The organism is Intestinibaculum porci (genome assembly GCF_003925875.1).
Classification (GTDB): Bacteria; Bacillota_I; Bacilli_A; order Erysipelotrichales; family Coprobacillaceae; genus Intestinibaculum; species Intestinibaculum porci.
In genome coordinates this window covers 1616616-1633082 of the sequence record NZ_AP019309.1, presented here as the reverse complement: position 1 = coordinate 1633082, position 16467 = coordinate 1616616, and the positions used below count along the sequence as shown (strand labels likewise).

The 16467-nt window shown below is 38.3% G+C and carries 12 protein-coding genes and 1 other annotated feature; all 12 genes read right to left on the bottom strand.

What is annotated here, in order from left to right; translation table 11 throughout:
* Positions 1-40 precede the first annotated feature (40 nt).
* Positions 41-904: an ABC transporter ATP-binding protein gene (locus SG0102_RS07860; protein WP_125119431.1), complete on the bottom strand. Its 864-nt coding sequence runs from the start codon at positions 902-904 to the stop codon at positions 41-43.
* A complete protein-coding gene (locus SG0102_RS07855) occupies positions 895-3063 on the bottom strand; it encodes a hypothetical protein (protein ID WP_125119430.1) in 2169 nt (722 codons plus the stop codon). Before SG0102_RS07855 ends, SG0102_RS07860 begins: the two co-directional genes overlap by 10 nt.
* A gap of 41 nt (positions 3064-3104) precedes the next feature.
* Positions 3105-4238: a hypothetical protein gene (locus tag SG0102_RS07850; RefSeq protein WP_148668843.1), complete on the bottom strand. Its 1134-nt coding sequence runs from the start codon at positions 4236-4238 to the stop codon at positions 3105-3107.
* Between the two features lie 107 nt (positions 4239-4345).
* Positions 4346-4678, bottom strand: coding sequence for a hypothetical protein (locus tag SG0102_RS07845; RefSeq protein ID WP_148668842.1), 333 nt, complete (start codon positions 4676-4678; stop codon positions 4346-4348).
* Positions 4679-5203: 525 nt separating this feature from the next.
* Positions 5204-6232, bottom strand: a complete 1029-nt coding sequence (locus SG0102_RS07840; RefSeq protein ID WP_125119427.1) for a bile acid:sodium symporter family protein — start codon at positions 6230-6232, stop codon at positions 5204-5206.
* 83 nt (positions 6233-6315) lie between these two features.
* Positions 6316-6542: a binding site (T-box leader), on the bottom strand.
* A gap of 196 nt (positions 6543-6738) precedes the next feature.
* The gene (locus SG0102_RS07835) at positions 6739-10992 is read right to left on the bottom strand and encodes a coiled-coil domain-containing protein (RefSeq protein WP_125119426.1); all 4254 of its coding nucleotides are present in this window, start codon (positions 10990-10992) and stop codon (positions 6739-6741) included.
* On the bottom strand, positions 10985-11683 hold the full coding sequence (locus SG0102_RS07830; protein ID WP_125119425.1) for a DUF6063 family protein: 699 nt from the start codon (positions 11681-11683) through the stop codon (positions 10985-10987). Before SG0102_RS07830 ends, SG0102_RS07835 begins: the two co-directional genes overlap by 8 nt.
* Positions 11680-13122, bottom strand: coding sequence for a hypothetical protein (locus SG0102_RS07825; protein WP_125119424.1), 1443 nt, complete (start codon positions 13120-13122; stop codon positions 11680-11682). The genes SG0102_RS07830 and SG0102_RS07825 overlap by 4 nt, the downstream gene beginning before the upstream one ends.
* Positions 13112-14056 (bottom strand): Wadjet anti-phage system protein JetD domain-containing protein, encoded by a 945-nt coding sequence (locus SG0102_RS07820; RefSeq protein WP_125119423.1) that lies wholly within the window; start codon positions 14054-14056, stop codon positions 13112-13114. The genes SG0102_RS07825 and SG0102_RS07820 overlap by 11 nt, the downstream gene beginning before the upstream one ends.
* Before the next feature lie 71 nt (positions 14057-14127).
* Positions 14128-14829: a TIGR00266 family protein gene (locus tag SG0102_RS07815; RefSeq protein ID WP_125119422.1), complete on the bottom strand. Its 702-nt coding sequence runs from the start codon at positions 14827-14829 to the stop codon at positions 14128-14130.
* A 127-nt stretch (positions 14830-14956) separates the two neighbouring features.
* Complete coding sequence (locus tag SG0102_RS07810; protein WP_125119421.1) at positions 14957-15712, bottom strand: transposase; 756 nt, start codon at positions 15710-15712, stop codon at positions 14957-14959.
* Entirely contained in the window at positions 15713-16357 is a 645-nt protein-coding gene (locus SG0102_RS07805) for a transposase family protein (RefSeq protein WP_125119420.1), read from the bottom strand.
* Positions 16358-16467 lie beyond the last annotated feature (110 nt).

Sequence of the window (16467 nt, the reverse complement as noted above, 5' to 3'; positions counted from 1 at the left end):
ATGTCAATGACAATGCATTCTAAAAAATGAGGATTGCTCCTCATTTCACATAATACATATAAACATCTTCTAAGTTTAAGTGATCCGCTGGAATCATAAGACCACCAGTAATCGGTTCCTGCGTTACAATTCGGTAATGCAAGCCATCTGATCGCTGCACTAAAATGCCTTCTGGATATTTCTTCTGCAAAGCAGAAACGCTACGCTTTGTGCAGGGAAATTCTTCGACATGATGCGTAATGGAATGAATAAGTGCTTCAGGTGTATCCTGGGCAATGACCTGCCCTTGCTTCATTAAGATAATGGAATCAGCGATGCATTCGACATCGGAGACGATATGCGTGGAAATCAAAACGATCTTTTGTCTGCCTAACGAGGCAATCATATTACGAATATGGACCCTTTCGCGCGGATCAAGACCGGCTGATGGTTCATCTAAAATAATGATTTGCGGATTCCCTAATAAGGCCTGGGCTAATAAGACACGCTGACGCATTCCGCCAGAAAAAGATTTCAGTTTTTCATGGCGCACATCATAAAGATGAACCTGTTCAAGCAGTTCTTCAGCCTGATCGTGACGAATAGCGCGATTTAAACCTTTGAGCTCACCGATATAATAAAGAAACTGTAAGGCTGTAAAATCTTCATAAAAGCCCTGCTGCTGGGGCATATAGCCTAATTTTTTACGATAGCGGGCGCCTTGCTTTAAAATATCCTCACCATTGTAAAGAATCTCCCCGCTGCTTCTTTTTAAATTATCAGTAATCAGATTCATAAGCGTGGACTTGCCGGCGCCATTGGCGCCTAAGATCCCATAAACACCAGGTGTAAACGTCATATTGACATGATTTAATGCGATAAATGAACCATATTTTTTCGTTAAATTCTTAATGATTAGCTCCATACAATCTTTCCCTTCTTTCCGTTCCACAATTGTTTTGAAAAATAAATGGCGATCGCTGCGCTGCCATATAAAACTAATAAAATCAGCGCTGTGAAGGCAAAGCCTAACTCCTGTCCCATTCGCATGATGGTGATGAGCTGCACGGCGGACAGATAGTGAAAAAATGATAACCCAAGGGAAGAAAGCACTTGTGGAATAACTAAGACACCAACACTTATAAAGGCCCCTTTTAAACCGCCAGCAAACATAAAGAGGCAGTTCATGAGCATACATAACGAAAACAGCGAGAACATTCTTAAAAGCGTTAAAATAATTAAGAAACACCAAATCGGCATATTGACTGGTAAATCATTTAAGAATAATAAACTGCGTACAGGGGCATTCCATGATGTTAAAGGATAGGTTTTCGCAAGCACATAAAAGTCCATGCCTTCGCAGGATAACACCGCTAAAAGCGCCAATAAGGCCATGATTTTTAGACGCATGTAATAAAGGGAATCACGTCCCTGCGGCGTTGTTCGAATGATCAAATTCATACGATTTTTACGATCGTAATACCAGAGGCTGCTTAAGAGAAAGCACATCAAGGCGATGGTGATCATCCCTTCCGCTTCAGCACTGTAGTAGCCTTCACCAGGATAATGACCATCTTTAGAAAGTAAAATCGTCCATCCTTTTTGATCAATCAGGTTTGCTTTAATGCCTTTTTGTGAAAGTTTCTGGATATCTTTTATTTGTGCTTCGATCGTCGAAGCGATATCTTCCTCATGTTTTGCCGCAATGAGTAACGTTTCTTCACCACTCAAACGATCAAGAGTCACTTTCCCTTTGTCATACAAAGCAGAAATTTTCTCGTAGCTTCGCTTTCTTTTTTGATACTTCTTATGCGTGGGAATAATGTACTCTTTCATAATCCGTCCATCGTATGCCCCGCCATACTTGGCATAAAGCGTTTGATAGGTATTCATCGTATCATTAGCCAAATAGGGTGTTGTATCCTGTAAACTTACTAATAAGATACCAAAACAAATGATATAGAGTAATCCTCTTTCACAGATCACAATTTTGTAGCATTCCTGGAAAAATGTCTTATGTAAGGACATTCGTGAACGCACCCTTATCGTTACTTTTTGAATTAACTTTTTCAATTTGTATGTATGACTTTGCGAAAGCACGCGATGATATTGATGATCTAAAACTGTGAAGATGATCAATAAAACCGCTATTGTAAGCATCACAATCACAAATACGTGTTGTCCATTAACCATCTGTTTCAAACATGTATAAGTAAGAAATGAGCGCATAATTTCAATCGGCATCAGTAGATAGTAAATGTTATTGTATTTCAAAAAGGCGATCGGGCTTTGGGCAATCAGATGACTTTGTAAGAGCACTTCAAGAATCGATAATCCTAAAAATAATCCTAATCCGAGTGATCTTGTATGAAAGGCTATTAAGCAGTCCCAAAATACTAATGAAAGTAAAGCCATACAAAAGCTTGATACCATTATATAGAGCAGATAAAATGCCCCTAGTGAAATTGGTAAAGTCATATCTTTTAAATATGATAAAGACTGGGCTGATACGTTAAATTGGGGCATTCCAAACATTACTATGCCCTCCCCTAATAAAAGCGTATAAGCAATCATATGAAGACCTAATGACACAATCAAGAGGACACCCATTCTTTTCATTGCTAAAATGCTTCTCCCTTTAGGGGTGCTCGCTACAATAAGAGCTAAAGACTGATGATCATGATCAAGAAAACCTAAGGTTAAAACAATCATAACAATCATTAATAAACCATGCACACTTTGAAAGCGAAGTACTTTTTCAAGACCTTCCCCATAACTATCAGAGAGGGTGATTCCTTTCATAGCTTGATATTTCTTTCGGGCAATCTTACTCCTTTCTTGCGCAGTACTATTCTTTTTCGTAAAGATACTGATACCACTTAAAGCTTTGTTTTCATTGATAATGGAAGCGATGTAAGATGCGTAATGTTTTTGATAAGTTTCTTCTTGCTTTTCCCATTTTGTTTGTCTTTTTATAGTGGCATCATTTCGATTATCACGAAAAAAGAGAACACCTGATAAAAGGATCATGAAGGCCGCTAATAAGAGAAAGCGCCGATGTCCAATATGTTTTCGAAGTTCCATAGAAAGTTAACCAGGGAGATACCTCCCTGGATCCTCCTTTCTTATAAATTTTGATAAGGCTTTATTTTAGGAGTTTTGTAAGTAGCCACCTTTTTAGTATTTTCTAAAATCATTTGTTTATCCAAGTTTCCATCATTATTGACAAATTGGACAACCACTTTTTTTCCATTGCCATATAGATGAACACTTTCCCCTTCTTTCATAGCAGTCTTAGTTATATAAGTAGGTTGAAAGCTGCCAAGAGAGAGACGATAAATGCGCATCGTTTTAAAACCATTGGTATAGTAAATAGATCCTTTATAAACTGTATAGTTACCTGAAATATTTTTACCTGCTAGAAAAATTTTCTTATTTTTGGTATTGTAGGCATAAAGATTAGACTTCATATTACCTTTAGAGTCCATCGTTCCCGCAATATAAAAGACATAGTTTCCATATGGATGAATGCGATAAATCATTGGTTGATGTGATTTTAAATGCTTGATTGTTTCTATTTGATCTCCTCCCATCTTTTTACGATATAATGTAGCTGTTTTCCCGCCCGTTTCATCGTTTGTGAAATATACATAGCCACGATGAATCTGTAACATTGGATAAAAGCTTGCCGTTTCCGTAGCATCTCCTTTTTTCTTAGTGATCTGTAAAAAGCGGCATAATTTCATCACATTACTACGCGTTGAACCATCGGCACCTACTTTCATCAAATAAACATAATCACCTTTCTTTACTGGTAAGTAAAGAGAACCTTTATAGTACTGAAAGTAGCCATAACCAATATAATAAGATTTATTAGCTGAAGCATGATCTCCGTCATAACCTTCTTCAAAGTTAGCATCACAATCTGCACTTGTATGGGTACAATTACTTTTTGTACAAACAGGTACTGTTTTCCCTGATTTTTTATCTGTAAATGTAAGCTGATAAGTCATGTTGTCATTTTCTTGATTTAAAAGTTTCATGTGGTAATAACCATTTTTAGTATAAGCATAATCTGTATAGTCACCAAGATCGCATTGCGCATCGGTATCAAAATGATAAGATAACTCTTTTTGTGCAATCTGATCAGTCGTTACATTTGCAATTGCCGTGTTTTTATTTTCCTCTTTCTTTTTTTCGTTTGATACTTGAGAACTACTGCAGCCCCCCCAACAATCAAAATGAAGAAGCATAAACATGTTTTCTTAATAAATTGATAAGTATTCATAAAATTCTCCTTAAAAAAGGCATTACCGGGAGTTTTTTAATGCCTTTATTTCATTATATTAACCTTTATTCCATTATATTAATAAGAAATACTAGCTGAAGCTACAGTTGAGCTGCCTAATGTAACCCATACTGTTCCTTTCACACCATTGTGCTCTAAAACAAATTTATAGCCATCAACTGAATCAAAAATCTCAGTTCTACTACCCCCGCTATAGACTGTAGATGTATCCCTATATAAATAATAATGACTTACCTTTGATACTTCGTAACATTTGATATGGGTAGTAATGACACCAGAACCACTTACTGACTGTTTCACTGTACATTTTGTAGCACTAGCATTTAAACGTCCAGTAATAGAATGCGCATAGACATTCCCTACGCATAAAGAAAACACTAAAGCTGGCATAATGATGAAAATTTTTTTTAACATAGATGATCCTTTCCAAGCGATCTGTTGATCGCTCTCATATATTTGTAAAAGCTCCCGATCTTTTACATTCAATATTAAAGTGATTAAGAAAAAAATTTAAAAACGCAGCACTTTTTCAAGACCTTCCCCATGACTATCAGAAAGCGTTATACCTTTCATAGCCTGGTATTTCTTTTGGGCAATCTTACTCCGCTTTTGCGCTGTACTATTCTTTTTTGCAAAGATACTGATACCACTTAAAGCTTTGTTTTCATAGATAATGGAATCAATGTAAGAATCGTAATGTTTTTGATACGTTTTCCTGCTTTTTTATGGTCGCTGCACTTTGATGATCGCGAAAAAAGAGAAAACGGTGATAACCAATATATTAATCTTTTTTGATTCACTTACACTATAGCATTGATTGTAATCGCATACAATATATTTAAAATATTTTTCAAAAAAAATTATTATGAATTTTAAGATCAAAAAAAAGATCCTCGAAAGGATCTCAATATATTATTATGAATTGGCTTTTGCTGTTTCTTTAACGGCCTGTTTTGCTTTTTTCTTATCAAGATGAGCGAAGAAGGCTGCAATTAAAGTACCAGAGATAGAATGCCATACACAAGAAACAGCGGCGATGATGGCTGACTGTGGTAAAGCTGCAAACTGAGCTGTAGAAGTAGCTAAGTTAGTGGCTAAGCCGGCATTCTGCATCCCAACTTCGATCGAAATTGTACGACGTTTTGGTGTACTCATACCTGTTAAAATGCCAGCTAAATAGCCTAAGCAGTAACCAACAAAGTTATGAAGGAAGACAGCTGCAAAGACAACGATACCAGAAGTAAAGAACTTATCACCCTGTGAACTCATAACGCCACCAACAACGCAGGCTAAACCAATGACGGCCACACCAGGCATTAATTTCTGGAATTCTTTAAACGTTTCATTTTCCCCTAATTTATAGTTTAAGAAGAAACCAACAGCGACTGGTAATAAGACAGTTTCAATGATTGAGACAAACATTGGGAAACCCTTGATATTAACGACAGCTCCGCCAGCTAGTAAAGAAACCATTAATGGTGTCATAACTGGTGAAAGAATAGTAGAAGCAGTCGTCATTCCGACTGAGAAAGCGACGTCTCCACCACATAAGTAAGACATAACGTTACTTGAAACACCACCTGGACAGCAGCCAACTAAGATTAAACCTAAGGCTAATGCATTTGGTAAATGTAATAACTTGCTTAAGAAGAATGCTGAAAATGGCATGATCAGATACTGCGCAGCGGCCCCGATACAAATATCAAATGGACGTTCTGCTAAGATTTTGAAATCATGAGATGTTAATGTTAACCCCATAGAGAACATGATGATACCGATGATTAATGACTGAGTTGTAAATTTGTTTTGAACGAAATCACTGAAAAGTGATGCGTTCACCCAGCCCATTAACTGTGGCACGAAATACGTAACGGCCGCAATCGCAATAACAACCCAGGCCGTATAGTTTGATAAAAAGCGACTGAATTTTTGTAATTGTTTCATATGTGATATTTTCCCCCTATAATTGGATAACTCTTCCCCCAACATGTCTGCTTATACAAAAAAGTTCCTTCTAGTCTAAGACTAAAAGGAACGAATGACCGCGGTACCATCCTTCTTCTATGCTGACGCATAGCACTTATCATGTACAAGCATACATGGACGCTTTAACGGGCGCACCCGGCTAAGCTTACTTACTATTCAGCCCGCTTCTTAGAGACGATACCATAAGCCCCTGCAGATCTGCTTGCACCAACCGCAGACTCTCTTACTGTCGTCTGACTTATGACGTGTTTCTCATCGACGAATTTACTTGAGTTATTCAACGACACCATCATAGATCGATATCATATAAATGTCAACACTTAATTTTATCTTTTAGATAATTATACATGTGTATATTTAGTTATAATACAAATATATAAGCGTTTCCTTTACAAATATATCATTTTGCTCTTGATTGATAAACCAATTTATCTTGATAATATCAACATCTTTTGAACTTCTTATTAAAGGTCAAATAAAGACATTTGCTGGTTTAAACCAATTGCTTCAATCGTACTTTTTTTATGAATTTCTTCAATGGCAATCGTGCCGCTAGGATTCAAGCGAGAAATAATCACCCGATCCGCTTCCTTGATAATAGATTCCTGCGTTGAACCAGTAAAGAGAATAAGCTGGACATGCAGGCTCTTCGCCGCTTCTAAAAACGCTCGCACTAAGTTATTATTAACCATTTCCGCAAATGGATTATCCATAATGAGGACGGACCATGGCCGTTTGGCCGCACTGGTTAATGGATCCGTTCCTAAATATGATAATAAAGCACCTAATAATGCCATTGAGCTGACAGTTCCTTCGGCGCCTGAACGATAACTATCCCAGCGGAAGCGACGCTGATGATCCTGATCAATCTTTAAGGCATACAGCCGGATGGAATCAATACCTAAGGTTTCATTATATAAATATGTTGGTTCAATGACTTTCATCTTGAACTGTTTAAGAGCTTCATCAGTATCAAAAGTCAAAGATTCTTTTAACTTCTCTTCTAACAGGTTTTCAATCTTATGCGCCACGAGGGCTTTATTATCTTCCCAGGATGCTGTTTCGATAGTGATCAGCTTGCGTTTCCGATCACCAAAATCAATTGCCGTATGCCGGTCTATTTCATTGAGTCCCTGATGAATGCGAGATAAGTAATCACAGATACGATCATTCAGTGTCATCGCGTCATGATGATATTCTTTCGTAGAATTCTGATTGATCGATAACTTCTTATGCATAACTTCAATAAACATGTGCAGTTTCTCTAAAGCCTGCTCAATCGTACTTTCCTCATGGCTTTGTCGTAACTGGGTTATCATATTTTTCGCAAAGACATCTAAATGTTCATCCGACATTGTATTGAGCGCTTTTGATACTTCCTTACGTTTTATATCAAACAGCTTTTTCTGATAATGATAATCTGCCAATAAATCATCCTCATGCTTCTTGAAATCTGTTTCATTCATTTCAAGTAAAGCATCACTTTGCTTACTCAATGCCATTTCTGAGGCATGAATACCTTCTTTTTCTAATAACGCCGCTGCTAACGTCATCGTACTGATCTGCTTATGCTTATCATCAGCTTCCTGTTTATACTTTCCTAACAGGGTATTGGCTTTTTCTAAACGTTCATTAAACTGATCATAAATTTCCTCTAATGGCAGAATTCTCTGGTAATGATTGAAAATCCGCGCTTTTAAGGTTTCGACGTTTTGCGCTTTGACAGAGACTTTTCCATCAAGAATATTGATTCGATTTTCTAATGTGCGTATTTGTTTCTTGTCAAGATAAACATTGTTTTCTAATTCTTTATAACGCGTTTCTTCAAAACGGGTAGCTAAGGCTTCTTCTTTGTTTAACCGATATTGATCAAAAACTTCCGCTAAAGTCTTTTGCAGCTCTGCCATCTGTTTATGTGCATCATCAAGCATACGATGATAATACTTTTCATCACTGCCTAAGGCTTCTTTTAATTCTTCAAAACTTGTCTGCAGCTGCTCATAAGACGCTTCAATCAGGGTTCCTTCCTGATAAGATACATAAGGAGAAATATCGGTTTGATTTAAACGTTCTTCTAAACGTATCTGTTTATTAGAAACTTTCTGTAATGTCTCCTGTAAAGCTGTTGACTTTTGCTGCAATGTCGCTTTTTCCTGCTTTGCATTTTCTAATAACTGACAATCATCAAGATACTGATGATAATCATTCAGATAATCTGCATACGCTTTTTCTAATAAGAGCAGCTCTTTGTGGAAGGCTTCTGCCTCTTGTTTTTGTGTATTTACCCTTGTTAACGTCTTTTCCTCATCTGTTAGCTTTAATTTGAATGTGTCTGCCTGCTTTGATAAATCATTTAGCTGCGTGATGATGTTTTTCTGCAGATCTTCTAAATCATGAACTTTATGAATATGTTCTTCATAAACCTGATGATTGAGCCCTTCCTGTAATAAACGCTGTTTTACTCCCTGGGCGCTTTTAATCTCGTCTTTAAAAAGGACGATATCCTCTTTGATATTTTCAATAGCTTGCTCTAAAGCAGCGCGCTTTAAAGCCACCTGCTGTTCATCGAGCAATGCAGCATCGCGATTGACATAGATGATTGTATCATCATTAAGAGAAACATCATGACTTTGCCCGATCGCGCTGCGCTTCATAAAGATCGCAGGTTCTAAGACCGTTGGCAGATCTAAAGCCTTAAGGGTATCGAAGTCTCGATCATCAATGACAAAAGCATAGCTTAATAAAGGATTACGGGTAATAAGATCAGTAATATCTGCCTGTGAGCGTAAATAATCCATCCCTGACATAAAACGAATATCATGATGCGTGAAAAAGTCGCTCAGTGTTTTATTGAGGGAAGAAGAGAGCTGTCCATAAGCAATTTGTTTTGCTTCTAAGTCTTTTCTCTTTTCTTCAATATCTTCTTCACGTTTCGTGATATGGGCATCTAAAGAAGCGATGATTCCTTCTGCATCTAAAGGATCAAAATCGGGATAATGCGCTTCTCTGTTTTCCATAATCTTTTGATCATCGTCGCAGATCGCTTTTGCATCAGCTAAATGTCCTTTTGTTAAGCCTTCTTCAATTTTTAATTGCTCCTGGTTTGATTTGATGGTTTCTAATCGATTTTGATGAGCTTCTATTTTTTGCGTGAACTGATCAATCTGTAAAGATAAAGCTTTGATCGCTTTTTTCGAAGCTTCTTTTTGGCTTTCAAAGAATTTCTCTTCATGTTCCCCCATCATATTAAAAGCGTAAACCTCTCCTAATAGATTTTCCTCCTGCTTTTTATAAGCTTCAATTTTATAGGCTAAGGAAGCGGTTGATGCTGTTCGCTTTTGAATCTGTTCGTCTATTGATGTTCTCTTGTCTTCTAACTGACTGTTTTCTTTTTGTAATGCTAAATACTGATCTTTGGCTTTTTGTAAAGTCTCTTCAATTTCTTGTATCAAAGCCGTCGTTTTGACTTTAAGAGAATAGCCTAGATCTCGTAAATGACGCTGCTGCTCATTACTGCCTAAATCTTCTAACAGCTTTGTATATTCCTGCGCAATCGCTTCCTGTTTTGAATAAGCCTGATACGCTTTCGCATAGCCCTGTAAACCAAAAGCATAAGTATCTGCAGCTAATTGATCATTGATTTGATTAAGGTTTTCTTTTAATAACGCTAATTCCTCTTTATGTTTATCCAAATCATGCACCTGATCATGATAATCCTGTGATTCCTTCTCACAGTGAATATGGGTGATCTCCTGCTTTTTTTCCTGGGTTTTGACTTCTAATTCCTGTAATTGCTGGTGAAGCTTCGTTAATGCGGAAGATAAAGCCCCTAATTCGCTTTCTAACTGATTTTCCTTTTGGTTCACTTGATCACTGGCAGCTTTTTCTGCCGCAAAAGCCTCCCTTTGGCTTTGCAGTGTGTCAATAAAAGCCTGGGACTGCTTTTCTGTTTTCAAATGCTGATCCACCAGCCGTCTTTTCTCACATAAACGATAGAAGGCATCACCTAAATAATCACGGATACTTGCCTCACCGACGTCCTGATCATTCATTTTTTGTTCAATGACTTTAAAAAGCCAGTTACGAATAATAGCGGGTTCATCTAACCCCTTAAAGAACTTAGAAATTCCCCCTTCGCCTTCATTGATCTTCATGACAATATCTTCCCATTGGGAAGGAGAAATCTTATAAGACATCAGATCTTTATAATATCGGGTGGCATCATTATTGGAGGTCATATCATAAACATGGATATGGTGGTCTTCAAGTAAACGTAATGCGCTGCTCATGGAAAGAATATGATTTTCCCCATCCTTTTCCCGAATAAACGGAATATGGCGAATCCCCATCGGATCTTCAGGATCTTTATAAGCATAAAGAAAGTTATGCTGATCAAAGCTGCCATTCACTTTATGGGCTAACATTCCCACTAATAAACGTTTTTGAGACTGGTCTAGTAAGACTTCTACCATCACGATGCCCGGTACCGGCCCTTCCTGGAAATAATCTGCTAAGCTGAAAGAAAAGCCCGCCCCAGTAGATTTATGTTTTCGACGATGGGTAAACAGACAGTTCGTCAAGAAGATCTGTACCGTTTTCCCGCCGCCATTAGCGAGACATTCGATATTATTGTAAAGATCGTAATCAATCAGATTATCAATGATCGCACGTTCACCCCAGTGAATGTTTTCAAAACGTCGGGCAATAATTCTAGGCATCCTCATACTCTCCTTTCATGATCGACGCTAAGCGTCCTAAGTTATTGACATTTAACAAATAACGATCCACTAAAATCGTTAAGCGTTCCGTTACTTGCAAAGTATCACTCTCTTCACGATAGATCGCTAACGATTCTTTTTCTAAAAAGCTCATTACACATTTAAGTAAATACTCTTTTGTCCGTTTAAACTCGTTATTATTTTCCGCATTCGGTTTGGCTTGCCAGGCTTCCCCTAACGCTTTCATTTGCGGATTGGTCTCTCCTAACTGGGTCAGTGTTTTGGTGATTTCACTTTCCCAGAAAGACGGCCTAATGACTTCACGCACCCGGCTGCTCGCTGGTGACTGCCCGCTATACATCGTTGTGATAAGCACTAAGATCGCCACCATCGATAAGGCATACTGCTCTTCATTCCCGGCGCACTTGAGTTCCTGTCGTAACTCTGCTTTGGTATAAACCAAATTAAAGTTCTTTTCATGGGGAATCAGGTAAATGGCTTCTTCGCCAGCAACGACATCACAGTCATTTTCCATCGCTAAGCTATTGACATATTCGCGCATTTCTAAAGACTCTGTCCTATAAAGAGAAAATAAGGCCGGATCATCGCTTTTCTTCAATTGTTTATCTCTGCTTACTAAAAGTTTCGTGAGCAGCCGTAAAGCCTGATAGGCTATTTCTTTATTATTCATCGTTTCACCTCAAATATTAAATCATGATCTAATTCTCCATCTAGGGTCGCACATGTCCCCTGAATAGCCGTAATAACGAAAGATGGACATCCTACTTCTTGCGCTAATCGATCAAGCGGGGTCATGTCATGATCCATGCCATTACAGCTTTGATACAGATCAATTAATACGGATGTAACCCACCCGCCGGTTTCTTCTTTATGCGCAACTAACTCATGCGGATAGGGCATCATTTCACTTAATTTCTGCGGTGATTTGATCGCCAAGTGATCACGCAGCCAGCTTAGGAGAATCTTGGCGATCTCATCATAACGATAGCGCTGGGTTTCCACTGGTTCTTCCATCTTTTTCATCGCGTAATCTTCTTCGTTTGTGACCTTCTCTTCTTTTGTTTCATCTAAGCGTGATAAAGAAAAGGTTTTCGGTAAAGGCTTAATCATAAAGATGCTTAAGAGATCTTCTAAATTGATAGGATTACTATCACTTTGTAATGCGGAGGTCAATTCACTAACGCTAAAACGCTGAGGATGATCGGCCTGGGCCGCCGCTAAAACCTGTTTCTGCCAGTAGGCATCTAAGCCCATATAAAGGGCAATCGTCTGGGCATCTTTACTTAGACAGCGATTACTTAAATCACTGATTTCTCTTAAGGCAGGCGCATACTGATTCATTTTCTCCTCATCATTAAGCTGCTGAAGCCCTTCTATTTTCATATCTGCATGTTTCATAATCTTTTCTAAGCGCTGCTTGGCATCATTAAGCGCATCGACAACTTCACGTTTCTCTTTAAACATCTCATCGGTATTTGTCGCTAAAGGCTGTGCGGCGATTTTCTCATAAAAATCTTCAATCATCGCATGCTGTGTAACAATGGCTGCATAAATCCGCTGCGCATTACGCACCGCACTTTTGTAATCTCCGGCATTGATCTTTTCTTCTAGCAGCATTAAATCAAAACGCATGCCATTGAGATTTTCTAAGTATGCTTCATATTCATGGGTAGAAAAATAGAACTTTAAGCCCTGCTGAGTCGGTTTATAAATGACTTTTCCCTTTTCTTCCGTGCTGCTTTGCGAAGTAATAAAACTTATGCGGACGCTATTATAAGGCATCATCGGTGCTGAGCCATTCATCAGAATTTCAATAACGATCCGAATGCCGATTTCTTTAAGGCTTAATGTTTCAGTTGTTTGCAGGGAAAAGTCTTTCAGCGTATCGACAATTTCTGCCATTGTCAGATCCACTTCTTCTAATTCTCTTTTTACAATCAGCGAGAAGATCGAAAAGACAATTTCATAAGCCTCATCTACGCTGCCACAGCCAAGTTTCATCGGATCTGGCACAGCGCCAGTCGTATTTAAATAGGTATCGATATTATGAAAAAAGACATAGGCAGGCAGCGCACTTAAGATTCGCTGCTCTAATTCATCATGATGCATCTTCTAAGTCCCTCCTGTTGATCATTTCCTGTGGAATATAATAACCGCTTTTTAACACCTCTTGCATCCGGCTGCGTAAATCCGGGGCAAAGCATGTATAAACATCATCTGATGGCTGTGTTTGTTTTTCTTTCATCAAGGTTAATTTGCGATTTGTCGCATGATCAAGCATCAGGCGATACATCGCATCAAACGGCTTCATTGGCAGAAGTTTACGCGCATTGTCAAAAATGCTTAAACCTTCATAATCAATATCACCGCAATAATAAAAACGGCACTTTTCTAAATCATATGGCAGAAAAGAGAGCTTTGCCTCTTTTAGCGTCGATTCTATGCGGTGTCCAGCACCATAAATAATCGTATCAAAGCTTTCTCCTAAAAAAGTGGTCTGATGATGAAGAAGTAAATCACGTATCGTAAAATAAGGGCTGCTGTTTTCCACGATTAAAGCATTTTGAAATAATCCATTTGTATAATAAGCAATCGGTTCGACTGTTTCATAAAAATCTAAATCTTCTAAGCTTAAACCTAGATGTGCTAATAAATGCTTATTTTCATCGAAAACTTTTTCATAGCCAAAAATTTCATAAGCCCCTTCGCGCGCACTGACTTTCCCCTTTTGGTGCGGCCGTGATAAATACTGTTGTAAAGCTAATACAAAACTTCGCACTTTTTCATACTCTTTTTGATGAGATAAATAATAGGTGGGATCAAGCGCATAATGTAAATGATTTAATTCATCGCTGTAATCTTGCTTTTCTTCTGTTGTCATCCAATATTTTAAATATAAAGGCGGATAGCGATCATTTGTCGCGCTGCTTTTCATCGGCGTAAGAAGGCCATCTTGCATTTGTTTATGGACATAGGCGACTTCCTCTTCATAAGAGGTAAAGCCCCGTTTTTCGATACTGTCTAAAGTTACTTTTTTCTTCATGTTATCACCATTCCCATTGTAACATAAGTTTTTTAGAAATACGAAAAAATCCCTATCAAAAGGGATTTCTTTTAACTATTGCTTGACTTATCTGGTAAGAATGGACTTAAAGCATCCGCTAAGCTATGTAAGTTACGTGTCTGAATCAGCACTTTGCCCTGGCCATGGAAGGTATTCACTAATCCTTCACCCGTCGTGAAACCAAAAGTGCCAGAGGCAATTTCAATGTTGTAATCTAAATCCGCATCCCAAGCCACGACATGTTCATTATCGATTGTTAATGGCGTATCTGGTGTCACTTCTAACGATACTAAAGCGCCAAAAGCATTGACTAAAATATCACCTGAACCTTCCGTTTCCATAACAAATAAACCACCAGTGCCGCCAAAGAACGCTTTTCCTAAGTCCTGACGTTTCATGACATAATTGACCTGATCATCAGAAGCTAAGAAAGCGCCTGTATTGAGGCGATACTGATTAGTGCCAACTTCCAGTTTGGCGATCGCCCCAGGAATAGCTGGCGCCACGCCGATATAACCGCCGTTAGCGGTCCCCTGCGCCTGGGTGATAAACATGCTTTCGCCACTTGTCAAGCTGCGGCCAATCGCGCCTAACATGCCGCCTAAGCCTTTCTTTTTAGAATTCATCTTGCCGACAATTTCGACATTCGCCATATACGCCATGGCGCCGCGTTCGATTTTAATGGTTTCTCCTTTGTCTAAGCTGATGTGCGCTAATGGGCAATCCGCATCACCATTGATTGTAAATCTCATAGATAATCTCCTTTTTTGTAATTTTCTTAATGATATTATATAAAAACAATATAATATCCACAATTCTTTTTTATCTTTTCCCAAAAAAAAGGGCTCAATCACTTTTCCTATGGAATAGCTAATTTCCCTATAGCGGATTTCTTCGACTCATATCAATGATTTTCAAGAAGAAATATTCATCATCAGGATAGCCATAACCCATTCGACGTATTGTCTTAATGCGGTTGTTAATTCCTTCAATTTTAGAACTTGTGATTTTGATTGTTGCATGAGCTATGATACCTTCAAAATGATTGGAAAGAAGATTAGCAAACCAAATGAAATGTTCATTCTTTGTCTCATTGCATAGATCAATGATCTCAATAATCTGTTTAGCCATTTTCCATTCATGATCTTCCTGATAGGCTGCTGTTATCTTTTCTTTGATAAGATCAGCTTTGAACAGCAGCTCATTTTCTTTAATAAGAAGATCAAACTTATCGTTCCACCCACCGATAGCCTTGATTTCTGGAAGGTTAAACAGATCTGACTTCTTCTGCTTCACAATGCCTTTCTGAGCAGCCTCATCCTTCCTGTCACGCGTTGCCTTCTTTGAGCATAAAACGTGCTTAGACTTCTTAAGATGCTTAGCAGCTTCCATATTTCCTTCAGCGATAAGACGTGCCTGCTCATCCTTTCTGATTTCATTGATCAGCTTTTCATTCATGTTCTTTACAATATGAAAGTAGTCAAAAACAGGCTGTATATGAGTACATCTTTCCTCAAACGCTTCCTCAAAGTCGCTGTTCATGTCACAGCCGATGGCCTCAACATGATCCATCCATTCCTCACCGACATAGTCAATGAAGTCATAGACAACCTGCTTAGACTTTCCTCTAGCGATTCAGAGAACATTTCCTGTTTCCATATCAATGATGTGAGTGGCATACTTGTAGCCGTTATGAAGCTTGAATTCATCAATTCCAAGGTATTTGCAGAACTTTTGCGGCTTTCTAAGAGTTTTTCCATCAACGGTATAGAGTCTCTTTAGTCTTCTAAGGTCAATGGCCTTAACAATATTCTTACCAACTCCTGTAAGCTCTGAGATGCTCTTAAGAGTGAATGAGGCTCTGCCGAGGAGCTTTTCAATGAATTCTTCAAGAGCCTTAGTAATGCGATGGTGCTTTGCCTTGAATGGAACACCCTGCATCTTTGTAGCATTACATTCAGGATTTGTACACTGCATCTGATTAAGGCTGACTTCCACAACCGTGCTTGTTGGGCCGTAGCTGAAGTGCTTGATTCTTGTAGGAGCGCAGATCATGTTCTTGTACATGTGAGCACCACAGCACTCACAAATTCTATCCTCATCCGAAACAGTCTGAATGCCCTTATAGACAATGATCTTGTGATCGGCTTTCTTAGGATCATCTTCAATTTCAGTGTCAGTATTAATAAACCCAGTTAATGTGTTAGGAATCTTCAGATATCCATCATCAATGATTGTATTTTTAGATTGAGTGTTAATAGCTAATTGTGTATAATCCATTTGAGGTCTCCTTGTTAGTTACTTATATCCGCCAAGATACAGTCACTATCATACGGTAGACCTCTTTTTATTTCAATATTTTGGAATTAATTGTGTACAACCTACTCCAT

Coding starts and splice junctions, on each gene's coding strand:
- SG0102_RS07825 (WP_125119424.1), bottom strand. CDS start 13,122: ATGCATCATGATGAATTAGAGCAGCGAATCTTAAGTGCGCTGCCTGCC.
- SG0102_RS07845 (WP_148668842.1), bottom strand. CDS start 4,678: ATGCCAGCTTTAGTGTTTTCTTTATGCGTAGGGAATGTCTATGCGCAT.
- SG0102_RS07860 (WP_125119431.1), bottom strand. CDS start 904: ATGGAGCTAATCATTAAGAATTTAACGAAAAAATATGGTTCATTTATC.
- SG0102_RS07840 (WP_125119427.1), bottom strand. CDS start 6,232: ATGAAACAATTACAAAAATTCAGTCGCTTTTTATCAAACTATACGGCC.
- SG0102_RS07820 (WP_125119423.1), bottom strand. CDS start 14,056: ATGAAGAAAAAAGTAACTTTAGACAGTATCGAAAAACGGGGCTTTACC.
- SG0102_RS07835 (WP_125119426.1), bottom strand. CDS start 10,992: ATGCCTAGAATTATTGCCCGACGTTTTGAAAACATTCACTGGGGTGAA.
- SG0102_RS07830 (WP_125119425.1), bottom strand. CDS start 11,683: ATGAATAATAAAGAAATAGCCTATCAGGCTTTACGGCTGCTCACGAAA.
- SG0102_RS07805 (WP_125119420.1), bottom strand. CDS start 16,357: ATGGATTATACACAATTAGCTATTAACACTCAATCTAAAAATACAATC.
- SG0102_RS07855 (WP_125119430.1), bottom strand. CDS start 3,063: ATGGAACTTCGAAAACATATTGGACATCGGCGCTTTCTCTTATTAGCG.
- SG0102_RS07815 (WP_125119422.1), bottom strand. CDS start 14,829: ATGAGATTTACAATCAATGGTGATGCGGATTGCCCATTAGCGCACATC.
- SG0102_RS07850 (WP_148668843.1), bottom strand. CDS start 4,238: ATGTTTATGCTTCTTCATTTTGATTGTTGGGGGGGCTGCAGTAGTTCT.